The sequence below is a fragment of the Bacillus sp. T-10(2022) genome, assembly GCF_056502895.1.
This window is the reverse complement of record NZ_CP113518.1, coordinates 562,744-584,994: the sequence shown is the minus strand read 5'-3', so window position 1 is coordinate 584,994 and position 22,251 is coordinate 562,744. Positions and strand designations below refer to the sequence as shown.

The 22,251-nt window shown below is 41.8% G+C and carries 17 protein-coding genes and 1 riboswitch; of the genes, 6 read left to right on the top strand and 11 right to left on the bottom strand.

Going from position 1 to position 22,251, the window contains the following annotated elements; translation table 11 throughout:
• Positions 1–501 precede the first annotated feature (501 nt).
• From OSJ91_RS02800 to OSJ91_RS02790, 3 genes are all read left to right on the top strand, one after another.
• Entirely contained in the window at positions 502–1,422 is a 921-nt protein-coding gene (locus OSJ91_RS02800; RefSeq protein WP_485890951.1) for a ketopantoate reductase family protein, read from the top strand.
• A 226-nt stretch (positions 1,423–1,648) separates the two neighbouring features.
• Positions 1,649–2,917 (top strand): dicarboxylate/amino acid:cation symporter, encoded by a 1,269-nt coding sequence (locus OSJ91_RS02795; protein WP_485890950.1) that lies wholly within the window; start codon positions 1,649–1,651, stop codon positions 2,915–2,917.
• 204 nt (positions 2,918–3,121) lie between these two features.
• Positions 3,122–4,540, top strand: coding sequence for an NAD-dependent succinate-semialdehyde dehydrogenase (locus tag OSJ91_RS02790; protein WP_350301114.1), 1,419 nt, complete (start codon positions 3,122–3,124; stop codon positions 4,538–4,540).
• A gap of 56 nt (positions 4,541–4,596) precedes the next feature.
• Here the strand turns inward: OSJ91_RS02790 and OSJ91_RS02785 are convergent, their stop codons facing one another.
• The 9 genes from OSJ91_RS02785 to OSJ91_RS02745 all read right to left on the bottom strand — a co-directional run bounded on the left by OSJ91_RS02785 (position 4,597) and on the right by OSJ91_RS02745 (position 17,019).
• Entirely contained in the window at positions 4,597–5,703 is a 1,107-nt protein-coding gene (locus tag OSJ91_RS02785; RefSeq protein ID WP_289348694.1) for an AI-2E family transporter, read from the bottom strand.
• Positions 5,704–6,096: 393 nt separating this feature from the next.
• Positions 6,097–7,623 (bottom strand): succinyl-CoA:acetate CoA-transferase ScpC, encoded by a 1,527-nt coding sequence (gene scpC / locus OSJ91_RS02780; protein ID WP_485890949.1) that lies wholly within the window; start codon positions 7,621–7,623, stop codon positions 6,097–6,099.
• A 130-nt stretch (positions 7,624–7,753) separates the two neighbouring features.
• Entirely contained in the window at positions 7,754–8,404 is a 651-nt protein-coding gene (locus OSJ91_RS02775; protein WP_133351753.1) for a LytTR family DNA-binding domain-containing protein, read from the bottom strand.
• Positions 8,405–8,975: 571 nt separating this feature from the next.
• A complete protein-coding gene (locus OSJ91_RS02770) occupies positions 8,976–9,338 on the bottom strand; it encodes a P-II family nitrogen regulator (RefSeq protein WP_063235326.1) in 363 nt (120 codons plus the stop codon).
• Between the two features lie 15 nt (positions 9,339–9,353).
• A complete protein-coding gene (locus tag OSJ91_RS02765) occupies positions 9,354–10,568 on the bottom strand; it encodes an ammonium transporter (RefSeq protein ID WP_485890948.1) in 1,215 nt (404 codons plus the stop codon).
• A 304-nt stretch (positions 10,569–10,872) separates the two neighbouring features.
• Positions 10,873–11,076, bottom strand: coding sequence for a YbdD/YjiX family protein (locus OSJ91_RS02760; protein WP_133351748.1), 204 nt, complete (start codon positions 11,074–11,076; stop codon positions 10,873–10,875).
• 13 nt (positions 11,077–11,089) lie between these two features.
• The gene (locus OSJ91_RS02755; protein WP_485890947.1) at positions 11,090–13,144 is read right to left on the bottom strand and encodes a carbon starvation CstA family protein; all 2,055 of its coding nucleotides are present in this window, start codon (positions 13,142–13,144) and stop codon (positions 11,090–11,092) included.
• A gap of 361 nt (positions 13,145–13,505) precedes the next feature.
• Positions 13,506–15,296, bottom strand: coding sequence for an ABC transporter ATP-binding protein (locus OSJ91_RS02750; protein WP_485890946.1), 1,791 nt, complete (start codon positions 15,294–15,296; stop codon positions 13,506–13,508).
• Positions 15,271–17,019, bottom strand: coding sequence for an ABC transporter ATP-binding protein (locus OSJ91_RS02745; protein ID WP_485890945.1), 1,749 nt, complete (start codon positions 17,017–17,019; stop codon positions 15,271–15,273). The genes OSJ91_RS02750 and OSJ91_RS02745 overlap by 26 nt, the downstream gene beginning before the upstream one ends.
• A gap of 447 nt (positions 17,020–17,466) precedes the next feature.
• On the opposite strand from OSJ91_RS02745, the gene OSJ91_RS02740 reads away from it, so the two are divergent.
• Complete coding sequence (locus OSJ91_RS02740) at positions 17,467–18,027, top strand: nitroreductase family protein (protein WP_350301108.1); 561 nt, start codon at positions 17,467–17,469, stop codon at positions 18,025–18,027.
• A 618-nt stretch (positions 18,028–18,645) separates the two neighbouring features.
• Here OSJ91_RS02740 and OSJ91_RS02735 read toward each other — a convergent pair.
• Together OSJ91_RS02735 and queF are read right to left on the bottom strand one after the other, a co-directional pair.
• On the bottom strand, positions 18,646–19,992 hold the full coding sequence (locus OSJ91_RS02735) for an aspartate kinase (protein WP_350301107.1): 1,347 nt from the start codon (positions 19,990–19,992) through the stop codon (positions 18,646–18,648).
• Between the two features lie 204 nt (positions 19,993–20,196).
• Entirely contained in the window at positions 20,197–20,697 is a 501-nt protein-coding gene (queF, locus tag OSJ91_RS02730; RefSeq protein ID WP_485890944.1) for a preQ(1) synthase, read from the bottom strand.
• A gap of 104 nt (positions 20,698–20,801) precedes the next feature.
• Positions 20,802–20,847: riboswitch (PreQ1 riboswitch) on the bottom strand.
• Between the two features lie 153 nt (positions 20,848–21,000).
• Between queF and OSJ91_RS02725 the strand changes: the two genes are divergently transcribed.
• Positions 21,001–21,837 carry an EamA family transporter gene (locus OSJ91_RS02725; RefSeq protein WP_137017866.1) on the top strand — a complete coding sequence of 279 codons (837 nt, stop codon included), beginning with the start codon at positions 21,001–21,003 and terminating at the stop codon, positions 21,835–21,837.
• 128 nt (positions 21,838–21,965) lie between these two features.
• Entirely contained in the window at positions 21,966–22,223 is a 258-nt protein-coding gene (locus tag OSJ91_RS02720) for a BA3454 family stress response protein (RefSeq protein WP_485890943.1), read from the top strand.
• The last annotated feature ends 28 nt before the right edge of the window (positions 22,224–22,251 follow it).

Here is a 22,251-nt window from a genome sequence, read left to right as displayed (position 1 = left end):
TATAAAATACATTTCATACTCTTTTTATATCGAAAAAAATAACACTTTTTAAAATCCTTTGAAGTTTACATGTAGTAATAACCTTTCAATTTCGTTTATGACCAATTTTACTGTTCCGCCCTACATAAACTAAGGTAATTTACGAATTAACAGCTAGTCTGGAATGGCAATAGGAATTAGAGATATGAAATAATACACAAGGCTGGAACAATATATATTTTAATACCATTCTCGAATCTATTTCACTATAAAATCACAAATGCCTTTTCCTTTTGTCAACTAAAACAACACAGTATCCATGTGATACTGTGCGGATTTATCTATTAAACAGGATTTGCCTAAATATAATGGTAAAGCAATCATACTCCAAATTTCCATTTTTGACCACTGCAATGAGGACCGATTGACTTAGGCAACCAAGCTTATAAACACTTTATAATCCTTAACATTTACCGAAAATTCAGTCAATGTTATGATTAGAATATCTTAATCAAAAGAGAGGTGTGCACTTTGAATATAGTCATTATAGGGGCCGGGGCACTCGGCTCCTACTTTGGGGGCAGGTTACAGCAGGCCGGGCAGGATGTTCAATACCTTGTCCGAAAAAACCGCGCCAAACAATTGAAGGAAAACGGGATCAGCATAACCAGCCCACATGGAAACTACCAATTAAACGACCTTCATATCACAGAGAATGTAAATGATATAGAAAAGGTCGATCTTGTGATTCTCGCTGTAAAAGGCCAGCATCTACAAGGCACTCTTACAGATTTAAAGGTGCTTGTTGAAAGGGGCGCAAAGGTCCTCCCGCTTTTGAACGGGTTGGAACATGTATCCATTTTACAGGACGAACTGGGCGAAGAAGCCGTCTTAGGAGGAAGCGCCTTCATCATAGCAACCCTTGATGAAAAAGGTCATGTCATTCACTCCAATGAAAATCACGATTTAATCTATGGCCCGCTTCATCCGTCACAAAAAAAGATTTGTGATGAATTCGAACAGGCTGCCGGATCAGCTATCATGAAGGCAAGCAGAACGGAAAACATATTGATCAGGATGTGGATCAAATATATGTTTATCACCGCTTTTTCCGGTGTGACAACTGCATCTAACCTCCCTATCGGCACGATACGGAGATTCCCGGAAACCAATGGATTGCTAGAAAAGGTCCTTGTTGAAATGAAGGAGCTTGCAAATGCTTATGACGTCGGTATTACTGTGGAGAATATTGCTCAAGCGTTAGAAAACATGGCAGGTTTACCTGACGAATCCACCTCTTCCATGCACCAGGATCGCCGGAAGGGCCTAACCCTCGAAGTGGAACATTTACAGGGCGGTGCACTGCGCCTTGCCGAAAAGGCCGGTTTGAAACTTCCTGTGATCGGAACCCTATATGCACTCATAAAACCTTTTGAAAATTAATTTTCGCCAATACCGGTGCTCCACCGGTATTTTTTTTTGCAGCTTAGTAATCTATCTATACCTAATCGTCATTTTAATTCCTCCTATCCCTTCAGTTATTAAAAATCCCCAAGACCAAAAAGAACAAAAAGAAAACAATATCACCAAAAGAATATTCTGATTCTTTCTTCTGTTACACTATTACCAAGTTAAGAAAGCGCTATCATATAACAAAGGAGAATGCACCTTGAAAATATTAAAAAATCTAACAGTTCAGGTCATCATCGGTATCATTCTGGGTATAACAGTCGGTTACTTCTTCCCTGCTTTCGGTGAACAACTGAAGATATTAGCTGATTTATTTATTAAAATGATTAAAATGGTCATTGCACCAATCATCTTCTTAACCGTCGTAATCGGAATTGGCGGTATGGGTGATATGAAAAAGGTTGGCCGCATCGGCGGAAAGGCCCTGCTCTATTTTGAAATCGTTACCACTTTCGCACTTGCCATCGGAATCATCGTGGTCAATCTGCTGGGACCTGGTAAAGGCTTTAACATCGATTCAGTCGAGGGCGGAGATGTATCACAATATACAACAGCCGCTTCCGAAACGGAACATGGCGCCGTTGCTTTCATTTCTAATATCATTCCTGATAATGCCGTTGCAGCACTGGCAGGCGGAGACTTACTCCCTATTCTATTCTTTGCCGTATTATTCGGATTATCCATGGCGGCAATGGGACCGAGAGTGCAGCCAGTCGTTTCTTTCTTTCAGCATATTGCCGACATTTTCTTCGGCATCGTCGGAATGATCATGAAAGTTTCTCCATTGGCCGCATTTGGAGCAATGGCTTATACAATCGGTAAGTTTGGCCTTGGTTCATTAAGCTCGTTAGGACAATTAATGGGCAGTGTTTATATCACGATGGCATTATTCATCATTCTAATCCTTGGCTCGATCGCAAAAATGTACGGCTTTAATATTTTCAAGTTCATTGCCTATATAAAAGAAGAGATCCTCTTAGTTTTAGGAACATCTTCGTCGGAATCCGCCCTGCCAAGCGTGATGAAAAAACTCGAAAAATACGGTTGCTCAAAATCGGTAGTCGGTTTGGTTGTCCCAACCGGTTATTCTTTCAACCTTGATGGCACATCCATCTACTTATCCATGGCTGCGATTTTCATCGCCCAAGCCTATGGTGTCGATTTAAGCATCTGGCAGGAATTGACCCTTCTAGGAATCTTGATGTTAACATCCAAAGGTGCTGCTGGTGTAACGGGATCCGGTTTCATTACACTTGCTGCAACATTAGCTGCCTTCCCAATGATTCCAGTTGAAGGAATGGCGTTACTGCTGGGAGTCGACCGCTTCATGTCTGAAGCACGTGCCATCACCAATCTAATCGGTAACAGTGTCGCTACAGTGGTCATTTCTAAATCAGAAGGTGAATTCAATCCAAACCAGGCCATCTCAGGTGATATGAGTGAAGTGGCCGTCTCATCGGAAAAATAATCGAACACTAATGAAGAGGTGTGCAACTTGCACCTCTTTTTTTGTATTGCTCCCTTTCTATCAATTAGCCAATTTTCTATAAATATCCAATCAAATAAATTTCAGAATCAGTGAAAAGTGTTTATACTTTTATGTAACAGGTAAAAGTATAAAGTTAAAAGTTTTAGTAGTTTGATGGATTTAACCAAATTAGGAGGTTTTATCATGAAGGATTACGGATTATTTATTAACGGTGAGTGGTCGGATTTTGGATTGGATAAAATTGAAGTGAGAAACCCCGCAACGGATGAAATAGTTGCCACCGTTCCTAAAGGCGGTGCAACTGAAGCGGCAAAGGCTGCAGATGCCGCATATGAAGCCTTTACGGGCTGGGCTGCACTCTCAGTCTACGAACGTGCTGAACTGATTTGGAAATGGCATCGATTGATTGATGATCATAAAGAAGAACTGGCAAAAATCATGACTGAAGAGCAAGGAAAGCCCCTTAAAGAAGCACTTGGTGAGATGACATATGCAAATGGCTTTTTATCTTGGTTTGCCGAAGAAGGAAAAAGGGTGTACGGCGAAACGATCCCTGCTTCCGTGTCCAATAAGCGGCTTTTCGTGACTAAACAGCCTGTCGGGGTTGTAGCTGTCATTACGCCTTGGAACTTTCCTGCAGCCATGATTACAAGAAAAGTGGCACCAGCGCTTGCCGTCGGCTGCACAGTCGTCATTAAACCGGCAAACCTGACTCCCATAACAGCTTTAAAAATGGCTGAATTAGCTGAAGAAGCTGGCATTCCAAAAGGAGTCATCAATGTCGTGACAGGAAAATCATCAGAAATCGGTGAAACATGGCTTCAAGATACGAGGGTCCGCAAATTGACGTTTACCGGTTCTACAGAAGTCGGCAAAACGCTTATGAGGGGCTCAGCTGACACGGTAAAGAAAATCTCGCTAGAGCTCGGGGGTCATGCACCAGCAATCGTTCTTGAAGATGCCGACCTTAATAAAGCGGTAGATGGCATCATCAGTTCAAAATTCCGTAACGCAGGACAAACATGCGTCTGTTCAAATCGCATTTATGTCCACGAAGCCATTCAAGAAGCCTTCATCGAAAAGCTCGTTGGCAAGGTAAAGGAACTAAAGGTAGGAAACGGACTGGAAGATGGCGTCGATATCGGTCCGCTTATCGATCAAAATGCAGTGGATAAGGTTCAAAAACAAATTGATGAAGCAATCAGCAGCGGCGCTAAGCTCGAAGCTGGCGGTAAATCAATAAGCGGCCTTTTTCTTGAACCAACCGTATTGTCCAACATTGATGACAGCATGCTCTGCATGAAGGAAGAAACATTTGGTCCACTAGCTCCCATTGCCTCCTTTAAGACTGATGAAGAGGCAATCAAGAGGGCAAATGACTCCATCTTCGGTTTGGCAGCTTACGTCTTCACTGAAAACATCACAAAGGGCATCAAATTCACCGAGGCACTTGAATTCGGTATTGTTGGCTTGAACGATGGACTTCCTTCCGTTCCGCAAGCTCCATTCGGCGGATTCAAGCAAAGCGGACTCGGCCGTGAAGGCGGACACCAAGGCATCGAAGAATTCCTGGAAGTAAAATATATTTCCTTAGGTTTGTAACCTATTTAGGAGCACTAAGAAAACGGGCCCGACTCAATTGAGTCGGGCCCGTTTTTTCATTCCAATATATCTTCTTCCAGCTTTTCCTCTTTCCGGATCCTGATGAATTTTACGATATTCAATACAATCGTTTTAACAACGGAATAAGTGGGAACGGCCAAAATCATACCGATGATACCGGCAATGTTTCCCGCGACGAGCAATAGGATGATGATGGTAAGCGGATGTGTGTTCAATTTTTTCCCGATGACTAACGGTGAAATGAAATTACCATCCAATTGCTGGATGACCGTTACAACCAGAATGACCAATAACGCCTCGGTCGGTGAATGAATCAAAGCCACAATGACCGCAGGAGCCGCTCCGATAAACGGGCCTACATATGGAATGATATTGGTTACAGCACCAATCAGCGCAAATAAGAACGCGTAAGGCAATCCAATGATTAGATATCCGATGAACGTTCCGATCCCGACAAACATGCAAACAAGCATCTGCCCTTGTATGTATGTAGTAAGCGTCCCCCCAGTTTCCTGAAGTACTGTTAAAGCTGGTTTTCTATAGCGAACCGGTACGAATTTCATGATGGCGGCCGGAAGCTTATCTCCATCCTTCAACATATAGAACAGGATGAAAGGAACCGTTACGACCACTAAAGTGATATTCGTCACTACGCTGAAAACGGAAGTTAAACTGTTCGTTATATTACTAGGTAAGTTCGTCAAATATTTTTGCAGCGAATCCCCTACTTCTTGCAGAGGTACATAATCTTGTTCCACCGTCCACAAAAACCATTTTGACTCCGCTGAATCTTCAATGAACTTCCTTGTTTGATTGAAATAATCCGGAAGGTTATTGAGTAAATCCGTAACCTGTTTGGAAAGTGACGGGCCAACCAGACCGACCAGTAAACTAATCAACCCAAGGAAAAATACGTAAAGCAATAAAATCGCCAATCCCCTTGGCATTCTCCTTTTAACGAGGAAATCAACGGTAGGGTTGAACAAAAAGTAGAGAAAACCCGAAATCAAGATTGGAAAGAACAATGTAGATGTAAAAATGACTATTGGTTCAAAAAGAAAAGAAATCTTTGTACCAACATAAAAAAGTAAAGACAATAGTAATAACTCTAACGTCCAAAAATGCAGTTTTTGCTTGAACAAATTATCTCCTCCACTATAGCAATTCTATTTAACTCCCTATTTCTAAGGAAACAACATCATAAATGCGAAAAATCCTATGTATATAATCATTCATTGTTAGCAGTTTACCATATTTCTATAACTTGGATGAATAATTATATACAAAAATAAAAGAAAAAAGCCTAAAGATACAGTTCCCTATCCTTTTGATGGTTAAGCATCATTTTACACTTTAAATCTGTTATATGTCGCAGGAAAAAGAATCAATAGGATACATCATACAAATTACTCAGGAGAAATAATCTATTTACCTTTCAATATTCCATTGATGTGACGAAAGATTCATGGATTTTCACCTATACCGGACACGGACCCAAATAAAAAAACCCCGCTGTATTGGCGGGGTTTTGAGTCTTATTTTTGATCTTGAAGAACCGCTTCAAGCATCGTACCGTTTTTAGCTAGGTTCGTATGCCATGAAAATGCTTTTTCAAGAATGTGCGGAGTTTGATGCCCGCCCGTTTGCGCAACAGCTTCAGTGAAGTATGCACGAAGCTGTTGACGGTAGTCAGGATGCGCACAGTTTTCTATGATTAACTCTACGCGCTCTTTTGGTGCCAAGCCACGTAAATCTGCGATCCCTTGCTCTGTCACTAATACATCCACATCATGTTCAGTATGATCCACATGAGAAACGAAAGGAACGATACTGGAAATCTTGCCGCCTTTTGCATATGATTTCGTTACGAAAATGCCTAGGCGTGAGTTACGGGCAAAATCTCCCGATCCACCGATTCCATTCATCATTCTTGTCCCAGAAACATGTGTCGAGTTCACGTTACCATAGATATCGCACTCTAACGCTGTATTGATTGAAATCAAGCCAAGGCGGCGGATGATTTCAGGATGGTTGGATATTTCTTGTGGACGAAGAACTAGTTTATCACGGTATTTTTCAAGCTCACCGTAAACTTGCTTCCCTTTTTCTTCAGCTAATGTGATCGAACAACCTGAAGCGAATTTAACTTTTCCAGCATCGATTAAATCAAATACCGCATCTTGCAGCACTTCTGAATAAACTTCCAAATCTTTAAATTCAGAATCAAGAAAGCCAGCGAATACTGCATTTGCCACTGAACCTACACCCGACTGAAGCGGAGCAAGACTTTCAGTTAAACGGCCAGCCTTGATTTCTTCACGAAGGAAGTTAATGAGGTGGTTGGCGATTGTTGCAGTTTCTTCATCCGGAGGCACGATTGTAGAAGGTGCATCAAGATCTGTAGAAATGACGATTCCCATTACTTTTTCAGGGTCAACCGCAATACCGATCGATCCAAGGCGATCGCTAGCTTTAGTCATAGGAATCGGTTCGCGTTCCCCTTGTTTTGCTGGTGTATATATATCATGCATCCCTTCCAATCCTTCTGGATGGGACACGTTCAATTCAATGATTACATGTTTAGCTTCTTGAACGAATATGGCTGAGTTACCTACAGAAGTTGTCGGGATGATCAATCCTTCTTCCGTAATCGCCAATGCTTCGATGATTGCAAAATCTATAGGTCCGACAATGCCTTGACGAACTTGTTCAGCTGTATGAGATAAATGCTGGTCTACATAAGTGACTTCATCAGCATTTATTTTATTGCGAATGCCTTTATCCGCTTGGAACGGCAAACGTTTGTTTATGATACCGGCTTCCGCCATATGTTGATCGACTTCCGGTCCTAATGAGGCACCAGTATAAACGTCAACTTTGAATTTTTCAGTTTTTGCTTTTTCAACTATAGCCATCGGAATAACTTTAGCATCACCAGCACGGGTAAATCCACTCATACCGAGTTTCATCCCATCTTTAATCCATGAAGCTGCTTCTTCCGCTGTAACTACTTTCCCCTTAAATTGTTCATTGCGAATTTTTTTGAAAACGCTTTCGTTCATACAAAAGACCCCCATTTTCGCTTTTCTTACACTTAATTTTACCAATCCTGTGTAATCGTCACATTCATTTTCGAATGAAAAGCCTTATATAGGGCATAAACCAGCATTTTATTCACACAAGGGAGAATCATTAAAATCCTAAAGCCCTCCTGAATTGACTTGCATACGTTTGACTGACCTGGATTTTGGAATTGTCTTTCATTATCAGTAAAAATGTAGAATGAAAATCGGGAAGGATTTCTTGAATATAGTTGATATTGACGATGTACGAACGATGCACACGAATGAATAAATCACTAGGTAAAATGAATTCCAATTCACTTAAGTTCATTTTATGAAATCCACTCACACGTTCGGACTGAATTTTAGTTTTCCTATTTTGAGCTTCCAGATACATGATTTCATCATATGGAAGCGGTATCCAGCGATCTTCCGTTTTAATGGTCAAAAATGATGTCGGTAAAATTAATGGCTTTGTTGGCAAGATGGCCGTAACCGCTCCTAAAGGATTGCCCTGGTCCATGATAGGAACACTCAGGCCATAGTAAGGTACGCCAAATACATTGCTTTCAACCTGCACCCCTATTTTTTTACGGACACTCAGTGCTTTATATGTCGCTGTGTTTTCACTGATTAAATCACCTGGTTTTATTCTTAAGTCGACTTGTTTGCTCGGTTGATAATAAATGTATTTTTCGGAATCAGCCACAGAAATTGAAGCATCCTTCGGTACAAATTCCCTGATGATATTTAAAACGGATTCGACCGTAAATTGATCCATTTCCTTTCACCTCTTAAAAGAACATATTAATAATTTCCCTATTATTCAGCAGGGCATTCATGAATTAATTCATAGTTTTTTGGTAAACTTACATTTTTTTGAATTTTCTTTTCGTAAAATTAAAGAAAAATTGAAGTAACTAAGCGAAAAGCGTCGAAAAAAGCAAAAAAATCGTATTTAAATTTATATTCTTATTCATTATAGTTGGAAAGCTCCCCGATTTCCATGGGGGATTCAAGAAAAAAGTTTCCTTATATACTAACATTTAAATGCCATAGCGGAGGGTGGAACGCATAAAAAAAGCCGCTCTCCCCATATAGGTTAACGGCTGAAAGATTATTTTTTAAAACGGGGATTTTGAAACGAGGATTTTATTCTTAGAGATAGTATCTCCTCTAGATTTTTCAGTGGCAATTCCAATAAAAAGGGTCGGTCATCAGGTTGATATACATCCTCTGAAATGAGCGTATTAACGATCTTCTGTTTTTTTGCATTAACAATTCGGACCAGTCTCCCCATTTTCAGCTCCCTTTCTTAGCATCAACGGTATCCGGCACATTAGGCCGGACATTCAGATGTCATTTTTTAACGCATCATGACCTTCTTTCCCGGTACGGATATTCACAACATTCGCCAATTCATAAATGAAGATTTTTCCGTCACCTGGTTTACCTGTACTCAAGAATTTCCTTGCTACATCCACAACATCCTGAACTGGCACTTCACACACGACGATTTCTATTTTCATTCTGTCATGTAGTGACATTTCACGATTTCTGCCTCTATAGGTTTCCACATAACTTTTCTGAAGACCCGTTCCTTTTACTTCCGATACAGTCATTCCGCTTACCCCTATTTTTGCCAGTTCCGCTTTGAATTGTTCAAACTTGATCGGACGTGTAATGATTTCTATTTTCGTTAAAACCTCGGACATATGAGCAACCCCCTCTTAAATGGATTCGTGATAAGCTTTTTCTCCATGAAGTGTAAGATCAAGCCCCATTGACTCATCTTCTTCACTGACACGCAACGGCATGAAAAGGTTAATGACTTTAGCAACGATATAAGTGACCACTGCAACGAAGATATATGTCGCAATGATCGCTACAAGCTGCTTCCACAACAAGTTGAAATCTCCATAGAATAAACCATCTGCACCGTTTTCGTTAACGGAAGTGGTCGCGAATAAACCTGTAGCGATGCCACCCCATGTCCCGCCGATCCCGTGCAATCCAAAAGCATCAAGTGCATCGTCGTAACCCAGTTTATTCTTCAGGAAGTATACGCCCCAGAAACATACTGCACCGCCAATGACCCCGATGATGATGGAAGAGGCTGGGGTTACGAATCCGCAAGCAGGTGTAATGGCAACCAAGCCAGAAATAGCTCCGGATACCGCACCCAGCAATGTTGCCTTTTTATTAGCCATATACTCAACGATCAGCCAGCCTATAATACCAGCAGCGGCTGCAACAGCTGTATTGACGAATACATTCATCGCCACTTCATTGATTGTCAGTGCGCTTCCGACGTTAAAGCCGTACCAACCGAACCAAATTAATGATCCGCCAAGGAATGTTAAAGGAAGATTATGCGGTGCACTGTCTCCCGACTCTTTCCTTTTACCTAACATGATCGCTAAAACCAGACCTGCAACCCCTGAAGAAATATGAACAACGTTGCCGCCTGCAAAGTCAAGTGTCCCCAGTTCCGCCAACCAGCCGCCTCCCCATACCCAGTGTGCAACGGGAGCGTATACGAATAAAGACCAAAGGATCGTAAAAATCAGGAATGCTGAAAACTTCATCCGCTCGGCAATGCCACCTGCAATGATCGAGACGGTTAAAACGGCAAAAGTCATTTGGAATAACATGAACAAACTATGAGGAATTGTTTCGCTGTATGGTCCAGGTGCAAAGCCTACATCCTTTAAGCCAACCCAGTCCAGACCGCCCAGAAGTGTATTACCAGGTGAAAATGATAATGAATATCCAATCAGCACCCAAAGAATCGAAATGACAGCCAATGGCATATAACTATGCATTGCCGTATTCAGGACATTTTTACTTTTTACCATCCCTCCATAAAATAGGGCAATCCCTGGTGTCATTAACCAAACCATCATTGTCGCCAAAAACATGAATACCGAATCTGCCATTTGCATACTGTTTTTTCCCCCTTGTTTTTTGTTTATGTTATGTTTATTAACACTATTATGTTATATTTTTTATCATATACTTAATTTTCTAATAATTCAACTTAATTTTTATATTTTACTAATAAATGTTAGATTATATAACATCTCCATGAATAAAGGACCAGTAAATGTGATTTTTTTAGTTTAATCATTACTTTTCCACATCTTTACGACTCCATGGGTGTTACATTTCACCCTCCACTTATGTCCCACCTTGAAAAAACCACTAAAAAAAGGGCCCTCCTATTGAGGACCCTTCAATAAATATTCATTAACAGCAACGGGACACTTTCCCGCCCTTTGCGTTATACCGTTCATCCTGGGCTTCGCAGAAAAATTCTTTCCTGGTTTTCACGGGCTCTTCTGGATGATGCATTCTCATATGCGCCACATACGTATCATAACTTGGCACGCCGACGAGCAAACTGACGAATTGCTTTCTGTAGCTGAGAATTGTAATTATTCTTTTCAACATTGCCTTCCCTCCCTTATGACGACCTTGATACATAAGGCGTTTCATGTAAATCTATTTTCTGGTTCTTCAAGACTTTTATCCATAACCTAATGGCAGAAATCAGGACCGTGATCACCACGACCATGAAGATGGCACATAGGGCAGCATCCACATAATCATTGACGATAACCCGCTTCATCTCGACCAGATTGGCTGCCGGAGCAAGAACTTCCCCGCTATCATAAGCCGCTTTAAATTTATCCTTATGTGCTAAAAAGCCAATTGCCGGGTTTTCGTGGAACAGCTTTTGCCACCCTGCCGTCATGGTCACTATCAACAAGAATGTAGTGGGCACAAGAGTGACCCATGTGTACGCTTTTTTGCCCATTTTGAAAAGGACCGTCGTCCCAAGCAGCAACGCAATGGCGGAAAGCATCTGATTCGCAATTCCAAACAATGGCCAAAGGGTATTGATCCCGCCAAGAGGATCAATGACCCCTTGATAAAGGAAGTACCCCCAACCGATTACACAAATGGCAGTCGCAATTATATTGGGCAGCCATTTATTCGTTTCGGCAAATGGTTTATAAAAGGTGCCGATGATATCCTGTATCATAAAACGTCCCACCCTGGTTCCTGCATCAATGGTGGTCAATATGAACAATGCCTCGAACAGGATCGCGAAATGATACCAGAACGCCATCAGGGACGCCCCTCCAATCACTTGCGAGAAGATATGAGCCATGCCGATAGCAAAGGTTGGAGCTCCTCCAGTACGGGATATAATGGTCTCTTCCCCAACATCGTCTGCAAGGCCGGTAATCATCTCAGGTGTCACAAGGAAACCCCAATCGGATATCGTAGCAGCCACTTGCGCTGGTTCCGTTCCCACAACGGCCCCCGGGCTGTTAATGGCAAAATAGATACCTGGCGTCAATACACAGGCGGCTATCATCGCCATGATGGCTACAAAGGATTCAGTCAACATCGCCCCGTATCCGATTGGGCGTGCATGCGATTCGCGTTCAATCATTTTAGGAGTTGTACCTGAGGAAACGAGGGCATGGAATCCCGATACCGCTCCACAAGCGATCGTAATGAATAGGAACGGGAATAAATTTCCGGAAAATACAGGTCCTGTTCCATCGATGAATTGAGTGACGGCAGGCATTTCAAGGCTCGGCATGACAATAAAGATACCAAGTGCAAGTCCGATGATCGTACCGATTTTCAAGAATGTGCTTAAATAATCGCGCGGTGCCAATAACATCCATACAGGCAAAACGGAGGCAACGAAACCATATACTATCAACATGATGGCAATCGTTTCCCCGCTGAAAGTGAACATTGGCGCCAATGTTGCGCTTTCGGCTACAAAGCGGCCGAAATATAAAGCGAGCATCAAAAGTATGATTCCGATAATCGATCCTTCTCCAACCCGTCCCGGCCTTATATAACGCATGTAAATGCCCATGAGAACAGCGATCGGTATCGTCGAGGCAATCGTGAACATCCCCCACGGACTGCCCACCAGCGCTTTTACGACAACCAGGGCAAGTACCGCTAATAAAATGATCATGATACCGAGAATACCGATCATCGCTATCAAGCCTGTAATCGGGCCAATCTCCTCTTTGATCATCTCTCCCAAAGATTTGCCGTTTCGGCGCATCGAACCGAAGAGAATGATGAAATCCTGTACGGCACCAGCCAATACAACTCCGACTACAAGCCATAGCGTCCCTGGCAAATATCCCATTTGCGCTGCAAGGATGGGACCTACGAGAGGTCCTGCTCCGGCAATTGCTGCAAAATGGTGGCCAAACAACACCCATTTGTTTGTAGGGACATAATCTTTCCCATCATTATTCGCTTCCGATGGAGTCTGGCGATTGTCATCTAGCTCAAACACTTTCCGTGCAATGAATTTACTATAAAAGCGGTATGCAATTGAATATACACAGAGTGCCGCAGTGACAATCCACATGGCATTGATGCTTTCCCCCCGGTTTAGCGCGACGAAACCAAAACTCACCGCACCCAATGCAGATATGACCCCCCAAAGAATAACCGACTTAAGCGCTTTCATTTTTTTCCATCTCCTCTCTATTGATCTAGTATGCAACTATAAAAAACCTTCATTTATAAGGGGCCAGGGCTATATTTCTCCCCGTACCCATTAAATTTAAAGAATTTTATATATATTCTGAATTATATGTTACCATAAGGTTTATTAGCAATAGCAATTTAGTCAATTTGTAAAGTGTTTTCCATTATTTTGTCGATAATTACCTATTATCCCACCAATATGCATTTATGAATTCACACATTCTTTATAAAAATCGCACCAGGTAAAAAATCCCTTTTTGAGCATCATTAAATGAAACGGAAGTTGTCCTTGTTATGGGACCAACACAAAAAATGTGCGCCTGATGGCACACATTTTTTCTTTATCCTATCTGATTTTCCCTTAATGAACTGAGGTTTAGATCGTAATAAAAACCCCTCTGCCGCAACAATTCATCATGGGATCCTTTTTCAATGATCCTTCCTTCATCAAGTACAAGGATTTGATCACTTTGCTGAATTGTATTCAATCTGTGGGCAATGACAAAACTTGTCCTTCCCTCCATCAAGCGGTGTAATGCTTCCTGGATTTTAAGCTCGGTTATCGTATCTATGCTACTTGTCGCTTCATCCAAAATCAATAAAACGGGATCAGCTAAAATAGCCCTGGCAATCGATAATAACTGGCGCTGCCCCTGACTTATTCCACTGCCATCTTGATTCAAGATGGTTTCATATCGATCTGGGAGTTTCATGATAAAGGAATGGGCATTGGCAAGCTTGGCTGCATTCACCACTTCTTCATCTTCTGCCTCCAGCCGGCCGTAGCGGATATTTTCACGAATCGTACCTTGAAACAAGAAGGAATCCTGTAAAACGAAGCCCATATGCTTACGGAGACTGGACCTCGTCACCTGTTGGATATCCTGGCCGTCAATCAATATCCGGCCGCTGTTCGGCTCATAAAAACGTGCAAGAAGATTAATGATCGTAGTCTTACCGGCCCCCGTGGGACCTACAAGCGCGATGGTCTCCCCCTTTTTTGCATGGAAACTAACATCATATATCGTTTGCTCTTCATCATTATACGAAAAGGAAACACCCTCAAAGTCCACCTCACCGCGGACATCACGAAGTTCAGAAGCCTGTTTCTCATCCACTTCCTCTTCTTTTTCATCAAGTATGGCGAAAACCCGCTCAGCGCCGGCAACAGCTGAGAGGAGTGTATTGAATTGGTTAGCCAGGTCATTGAGCGGACGGGTGAATTGCCTTGAGTACTCGGTGAAGATGACAATTACCCCGATGGAAACCGTACCTATGCCACTCAGCGCCAAAAATCCGCCGACAGCGGCTATTACCGTGAAACTTAAGTTGTTCAGTAAATTCATCAGTTTTGGAATCAGCCCTGAGTATGATTGTGATAGAAATCCGGCTTTCTTTAAATTTTCACTCCGGATGATAAAATCACGGATCACTTTATCTTCCTGTGAAAAAGCCTTTACGATCCGTTGTCCGGAAATCGTTTCTTCTATAAACCCGTTCAGTTCTCCAAGGTTCTTCTGCTGTGCTTTAAACAGCTTTCCCGTCCTGTTCGTTATCCACCTCAGACCGAAGAACATGAGAGGAACGATGAATAAGGTTAAAACGGTTAATAAAGGGCTCAAATACAGCATAACTCCGATCGTCCCGACCAGTGTCAGCACACTTGAAAAAATCTGGATGACGGAACTATTCAAAGTGGAACTGACATTTTCTATATCATTCGTGACCCTGCTCATCAATTCCCCATGCTGACGTCGATCAAAAAAGGGAATGGACAACTGGTGAAGCTTTTTGAATAGTTGATTGCGCATCGCATAAACCGTATCCTGTGCGATTCCGATCATCCAATAATTCTGAAGCCACATGGATAGGGAATAGAATATATAGACTCCGAGAAGCCCTAAAAGAAGGCTGATCAGCCCCCCGCTATCTCTTGTGACAATATAATCATCAATGGCCATCCCAACAAGAAAGGGGCCAAGCAATCCCAAAACCGAGCTTATCAGTACCATGAAAAGGACACAAAATAGCAGGCTTTTATTCGTTGCCAAGTAGGGAATGATCCTTTTTATCGTATTCCAGGAGTTGACAGGTTTAGACTTTGCCTTATCGGGAGATATTCTTCGACTCAAGCGAAATCCCCTCCTCCCCAAACTGTGAGTGAACGATTTTTCGATAAAGATCGCTTGTTTGCATCAAATCCTGATGTTTCCCCAGCGCAAGTACTTGACCGCTTTCCAGCAACAAGATATTGTCAGCCTCCATGGCTGTACTGATTTTTTGTGTAATGATGAGCGTTGTGCATGTATAGCCCTTTAAAGCGGCAAGCAATTTACTTTCCGTCTTCAAATCCAGCGCACTTGTACTATCATCCAGAAGGAGAATCTTCGGTTTGCGCACCAATGCTCTTGCGATCGATAAGCGCTGTTTTTGCCCTCCCGACAGATTCACTCCTTTTTGCCCTAACTGGGTTTCATATTGCTTCGGAAGTTTCATTACAGTCTCATGGACCTGAGCATGCATGGCTGCAGCCATGATTTCCTCCATCGAGGCACCTTCTTTTCCCCAAGCGACATTATTCTTTATGGTACCTGAAAATAGCAGGGCCTCTTGCGGTACATAGCCGATCCTGTTCCGCAGCGAATTCAAGGGAATATCTTTCAGATCCTGGCCATCAATTTGAATGGAGCCGCTTTCAACTTCGTATAATCTCGGAATCAGCTGAAACAGTGATGTTTTCCCTGATCCTGTCGCTCCTATGATGGCAAGCGATTCTCCCGGATCGATGGAGAAGGTCAAGTTTTTCAATATCGGGGTTTCGGTTCCAGGATAGCGGAAAGATACATCCAGAAACTTAATGCCTCCCCCATTGACGGCCCCACTCTTGCTTACCGCCTTACCTTCATCAATATCTATCGGGGTTTCAAATATTTCCGTCACACGTTCCGCTGAAGCCTTTGCACGGGAAATGACCATGATCAGCCATGAAAAAACGGAAAGGGATGCCGCAATCCTCGTGGCATAGTTGACAATCGCCACAACTTCCCCTACCTGTATATCTCCCGTTGTTATAAATTCACTTCCAAGCCAGAGAATGATCAGAATCGCCACATTCATGACCAGCATCAGCACAGGCATCGTCGTTTCAATTAAACGAAGGGAAGACACAGTCTTTCTTTTCAACTCTTCATTCGCATCATCAAATCGGCCGATTTCATGCTCCTTACGAAGAAAAGCTTTGATCAAGCGCATGCCTATCAGATTTTCCCTCATGACACCATTGACATTATCGAGTTTTTTCTGGACGAGCTTAAACAGCTTAGCCGCCCGTTTCATAACCCATCGCAAGAAGAAAACAAGAACCGGAATTGAAATGACCAAAACAAGGGATAATTTCAAATCGACCGCAATAGCCATTATCGCTCCGCCGATTACGATCAATGGCGCCCTCGCCATGATACGCAAGCCCATAAAAACCGTATTTTGAAGTTGGGTCACATCATTTGTCATCCTTGTTATCAACGAGGAAGTCGGGATATTATTCAAATTCGCAAAAGAAAACGCCTGTATTTTACCAAAAAGGCTTTTCCTGATATCATGTCCAAAGCTTTGACTTACATGTGATGCCGTAAAGGAATTAACAATCCCGCCAAGAAATGAAAAAACAGAAAGCCCAACCATGACACTTCCCCATTTAATCACCACCGATAAATCTTTCTGCAAAATGCCATCATCAATTATTTTTGCTATAAATAAAGGTTGTAACAGCTCTACCCCGAGCTCGACAATCATTAAGGATAAAGCAAGAATGATCAAAAGCCAGTACGGCTTAAGAAATGAGGACAATTTTTTCATCTATGACACCTTCGATTCTCCGTATGTAAATAGCATCTTTTCATCCTCTCATTATACATTTTTATACAGATTTTTTAAAAGATTTTAACTGTTTTAAAGCATTGGTAAAAATCTTGATTTTTTTTTATAAATACCCTTGACAAATAACAGGAAATAAGCGAAAATTCTAATTGATAATGATTTTCAATTTCATTATTGATCTCTGAAATTTGATAAGCAATTACGATATTCTCTTATCGTACCCTTTTGATATTGTACATAGATACAATGTCGCCCCGGCTTCTCTGTGCCTAGTAAAATTATATGCTCATTAGCGAATGCAAGTCACTAGAATATTGCCCCCTCTTTATTCAAGTAATTTATTCACGTTGGAAGCATATTAGGCAGCCGGGGATTATTTTTTTCAACTATTAAATTTACATATATGATTAAAGGAGCAGGATGATCATGAAACTAGAAGATATCATTAAAGAACGGCGCAGCATCAAACGATTTAAAGACATTCCTGTTCCTATTGATACCATCCAATCATTATTGGAAACTTCAACATGGGCACCGAACCATAAATTGACCCAACCGTGGCGCTTCGTCGTGGTTCTGGGTGATAGCCGCTTAAAACTCGCAGAAGCAACCCGTGCATTCATGGAAGGCAAAGAGAAGGACCCTGAAAAGAAAAAAGCAGCCGGACAGCGAGGATATAATAAACTTATAGGTGTACCGATGTTTGTCGCAGTGATCATGGAAGAGAATCCGAATCCCATGACACGTGAAGAAGATTATGCGGCTACAAGTGCCTTGATTCAGAATTTCAGCCTGCTTGCCTGGGAACAGGGAATCGGGATGATATGGGAAACATACGGCATGATACATAGCATGGAGTTTCGTGAAGCTTTAGGCGTGAAACCTGGCGAGAAGATCGTGGGCAGCCTTCACGTTGGCTATCCCGATATGATCCCTGCCCCGCGTCCAAGGAACGCGATCGATCAACTCCTGACCATTATGGACTAACATAAAAGGAAAGCCTCCAATCTTCCATTAGGAGGCTCAGACTGTAGGCAAACTCGATGAAAATCGAGTTTGCCTACAGTTTTTTTATGACTTTTACAATTTGAACGTTGATCTCCTCTCCAGGCACTCGCTTTCCGTGGGCGGTCCGGGCTTCCTCGGCTTACGCCTGCGGTGTCTCCCCTTGACGCGCTTTCCCCGCAGGAGTCTCGCACCTTACGCTCCAATCAACTTTGTTTTAATATACAGATAGAACTTATTCCTACAGTCTTTTTTGTATTAAATATAGAAGTATTAAACTTGAGGTGATAAGGATGGCTTTCTAAACATGATTCTATTCAGCGAGATCAACTCAAAGTGAATATTTTAAACCAATTGGGGATAACATCCAGAAGCAGCATTTGTCTTAACTTTATAGTCTTTCCCAGCTTTATAATACGAATATACCATACCAATTCACTGCAATAAGTATCCGCGTCTTTTAGCTCAGATTCAATATCCCCATACGGTCATTGCCACTATCATAAAGTACCAGATGAAAAGTCCAGCCGTATGTATAGTGACTAAAAGATTGATCACAAAAAAACCCCCTTCTAAAAGGAGGTCACTGATCTATTATTCTCAAAAGAACTCGTGATATAATGCCTGAATCGCCGTCTCTTCGTTGTGCCCTTTCACACCGAACATCATGCTTACCTCAGAAGAGCCCTGGTTGATCATCTCAATATTCACCTTTGCTTCGGCCAAGGCTTTTGACGCTCTTGCCGTTGTACCGACATTATGACGCATCCCTTCCCCTACAACCATGATCAAGGCCAGATCATGCTCCACATTCACTTCATCGGCATGCAGCTCTTTCTTGATTCGGGAAATGATTTTATTCTCGGCTTCACCTTTCATCTGATCCTGCCTTAGAATAAGCGTCACATCATCGATGCCTGATGGAATATGCTCATATGAAACTCCATAATCTTCGAGGATGTGCAGCAGTTTCCGGCCAAAACCAACTTCCCGGTTCATCAAATATTTGCTAATGTAAATACTGCAAAATCCTTTATCACTTGCAATCCCAATAACGGGCCCGTTCGTATTATCCCGTGTATTCACAATGCGGGTCCCTTGTGCCGCCGGATTGTTCGTATTCTGAATATGGACAGGTATTCCCGCACGGAATGCAGGAATCAGCGCCTCATCATGAAATACCGAGAAACCTGCATAAGAAAGCTCACGCATCTCACGATAGGTTAGTTCCCGGATTCCCTTCGGATTGGAAACCACATTTGGATTCACCGCATAAACGGCATCCACGTCCGTAAAGTTCTCATACAAATCAGCTTTGACCCCATTCGCAAGAATCGAACCAGTAATATCTGAACCGCTTCTTGAGAAGGTTAACACATCACCATCTAACGTATATCCAAAGAACCCTGGGAATACAACGATTCCTGGTTCATCACGCAGAGCATATAACCGATCATAAGACTCTGGCAGCACCTTGGTGAATCCACCTTCATCCGTTACGATCAAGCCGGCCTTCTTTGGATTGATATACTGTGCCTCTACACCACGGCTTTGAAAATAACCTGCGACCAGCTTCGCATTATTATCCTCGCCGCTGGCCTTCAAGGCATCCAGATAGCGCTTCGGGTTAGTTTGGTCTGCATGCAGCAGTGCCATTAAATTCTCATGAATCCCAGTGATGACACTCTCGGATATATCCAGCTCTTCAGCAATGCTCGCATAGCGGGATACAACATCTTCTATCAAATGCTCTCCGTTATCCCCGCGCAGCTGCTGTTCCGCAGCTTCAATCAATAAATCCGTCACCTTTATATCATCGGAATTGCGTTTTCCTGGAGCCGAAACGACCACAATCTTCCTCTCTGGATCAGAAACAACAATTTCGAATACCTTCCTCAACTGTTCACCTGACGCAAGTGAACTTCCACCAAACTTTGCAACTTTCATCTCGACATCCCCTATTTTCGTAAATATTCTGTCAAAATCAACTCTCCCTATTATTACGCTTTTTCTCGAAACAATCAAGCGGAAATTCCATTATAGGAGGACATTTGTATTTTTAAAAAGGACAAATCATCAGGACGACTGATAAAGAATGGCTAAAAACAAGGAAAAAGACAACGGGCATATGCCCATTGTCTCTCCTATTCTTTAGCGATTATCCACAGTTTCCGGGTATAAGTCATGGTTCATCAAGCGGTAATGCGCCATTTCCTCATACTTCGTACCTGGTTTCCCATAATTCGTGTAAGGGTCGATGGAAATTCCGCCCCTAGGTGTAAACTTGCCCCAGACTTCAATATATTTAGGATCCATCAATTCGATTAAATCATTCATGATGATGTTCATGCAGTCTTCATGGAAATCACCGTGATTGCGGAAGCTGAATAAATAAAGTTTCAAAGACTTGCTTTCCACCATTTTCACACTGGGAATATAGCTGATGTAAATGGTAGCAAAGTCCGGCTGGCCCGTTATCGGACATAAGCTAGTGAATTCCGGGCAATTGAATTTGACGAAATAATCCCGGTTCGGATGCTTGTTATCGAATGACTCAAGGATTTCAGGCGCATAGTCAAATGTATATTTTGTTCCTTGATTCCCAAGCAGTGTAATATCTTTTTTTAATTCTTCTTCTTTTCTTCCAGACATGAAAAGTCCTCCTAATCCCACGTTTCAGGGAGATTCATAAAATGGGCCTCTATATAACAAAAACCATATCTCCTCAAAGATATGGTTGATTCGCGAAAAATATCAAAGCCATAGTTTTTTTAAGAGGGTGATGCTATGAACCTCTCCCGTTTATCGGGAAATATTTTAAAATTGTCTTAGTAAATATAAAAAAAAATAGTCAATCTGTCAATGCAACTCTCTTAAATTGGGTTTGATTCCTTTATATATTCAGTTTAAAATGGAAAAAGCAGTTCAACCTATAAGAAAGAAGAGAATATACACATGTGGATTTTTGCAGCACTCATCACAAGCTTATGTTTCGGAATCAATAACAGTATTTTCAAATGGAGCAGCGGAAAAGGATATTCCAAGATACATATCCAATTTTTCTTTTATTTTTCAGCTTTTATTTTGTCCATTATTTATGGAGTATTTATGGATGGTTTACAGCTGAACTGGCTGTCCATCATGCTTGGTGCAGCAATTGGTGTACTGAACGCTAATGGTAACATCCAGATGGCAAGCGCCTTTGAAAAAGGGCCGGCAAGCTTGACATCACCATTAATCGCAGCGAATGCAATATTCCCCATACTCTGTGCAGCTTTAATTTTTCACGAACATATTTCTTCCTTGCAGTGGAGTGGAATCGTCTGCATGTTTCTCGCTACATTAGTTATCCAGTATACACCTAACGCCAAAGGTAACCATCAATATGTCCCTTGGATCATGCACACATTATTCTCCATCTTATCATTTGGTGTGCTCGGAATTCTAATGACGACATCAACACGTCTTCATTTAAACTCCCTTGATATCCTTGTATCAATGTATGGAGGCGGAATGCTTTATCTTCTTTCGGCTCTGGCCTTTAAAAAAGAAAAAATCAAGCTAAAGGAAGTCAAAATCGGTTCCTTAGTAGGTTTTTTAAGCATGATAGGCTATGGATGTTATTTCTTTGCATTGAACACCGGGATTGCAAGCATCATTTTCCCTGTCGTCAGCCTGAACTGTTTAGTTGTCGTATTCGCTGGATGTTATTTATTCAAGGAAAAACTAAAAACCTATCAAATTGCCGGTGTTCTTGCAGCATTAATCGGTATTATTTTAACTAAAATATGAATATAATTCGTTTACAAAAACAACCTGGCTGTCATGTGTACAAGCCAGGTCATTTTCTATTTAAACGGGAAATGGGGCAGGTCAAAAAAAAAAAAATGTTGACACATCCATAAAAATATCAGATAATTTTGAATATTAATTCTTTCAATTTTACTGCTTTTGAAATGTTTGATTATTCTTCTGCCATGGGTATAAAAGAAATAGGTACAACCACCTCATTTAATTCTGAATCAAGAAAGGAAAGATGCATAATGGTAAAAGTTACAGTAACAGTAGATTTCCAAGGAAAATCTTATCAAACTAACGTCCTTACTCAACCGGGTACAGATCATGAAGTAATTTTACAACAAGCCCTTCATCAAGTTGAAAAGCAATGGAAAGCATAAAAAAGCAGGCATCGCAATAGATACCTGC

Bases quoted from the DNA above. Each gene is read 5' to 3' on its own strand.
- OSJ91_RS02790 (WP_350301114.1), top strand. From the start codon at position 3,122: ATGAAGGATTACGGATTATTTATTAACGGTGAGTGGTCGGATTTTGGA.
- scpC (WP_485890949.1), bottom strand. From the start codon at position 7,623: ATGAACGAAAGCGTTTTCAAAAAAATTCGCAATGAACAATTTAAGGGG.
- OSJ91_RS02775 (WP_133351753.1), bottom strand. From the start codon at position 8,404: ATGGATCAATTTACGGTCGAATCCGTTTTAAATATCATCAGGGAATTT.
- OSJ91_RS02770 (WP_063235326.1), bottom strand. From the start codon at position 9,338: ATGTCCGAGGTTTTAACGAAAATAGAAATCATTACACGTCCGATCAAG.
- OSJ91_RS02765 (WP_485890948.1), bottom strand. From the start codon at position 10,568: ATGCAAATGGCAGATTCGGTATTCATGTTTTTGGCGACAATGATGGTT.
- OSJ91_RS02760 (WP_133351748.1), bottom strand. From the start codon at position 11,076: ATGTTGAAAAGAATAATTACAATTCTCAGCTACAGAAAGCAATTCGTC.
- OSJ91_RS02755 (WP_485890947.1), bottom strand. From the start codon at position 13,144: ATGAAAGCGCTTAAGTCGGTTATTCTTTGGGGGGTCATATCTGCATTG.
- OSJ91_RS02745 (WP_485890945.1), bottom strand. From the start codon at position 17,019: ATGAAAAAATTGTCCTCATTTCTTAAGCCGTACTGGCTTTTGATCATT.
- OSJ91_RS02740 (WP_350301108.1), top strand. From the start codon at position 17,467: ATGAAACTAGAAGATATCATTAAAGAACGGCGCAGCATCAAACGATTT.
- OSJ91_RS02735 (WP_350301107.1), bottom strand. From the start codon at position 19,992: ATGAAAGTTGCAAAGTTTGGTGGAAGTTCACTTGCGTCAGGTGAACAG.
- queF (WP_485890944.1), bottom strand. From the start codon at position 20,697: ATGTCTGGAAGAAAAGAAGAAGAATTAAAAAAAGATATTACACTGCTT.
- OSJ91_RS02725 (WP_137017866.1), top strand. From the start codon at position 21,001: ATGTGGATTTTTGCAGCACTCATCACAAGCTTATGTTTCGGAATCAAT.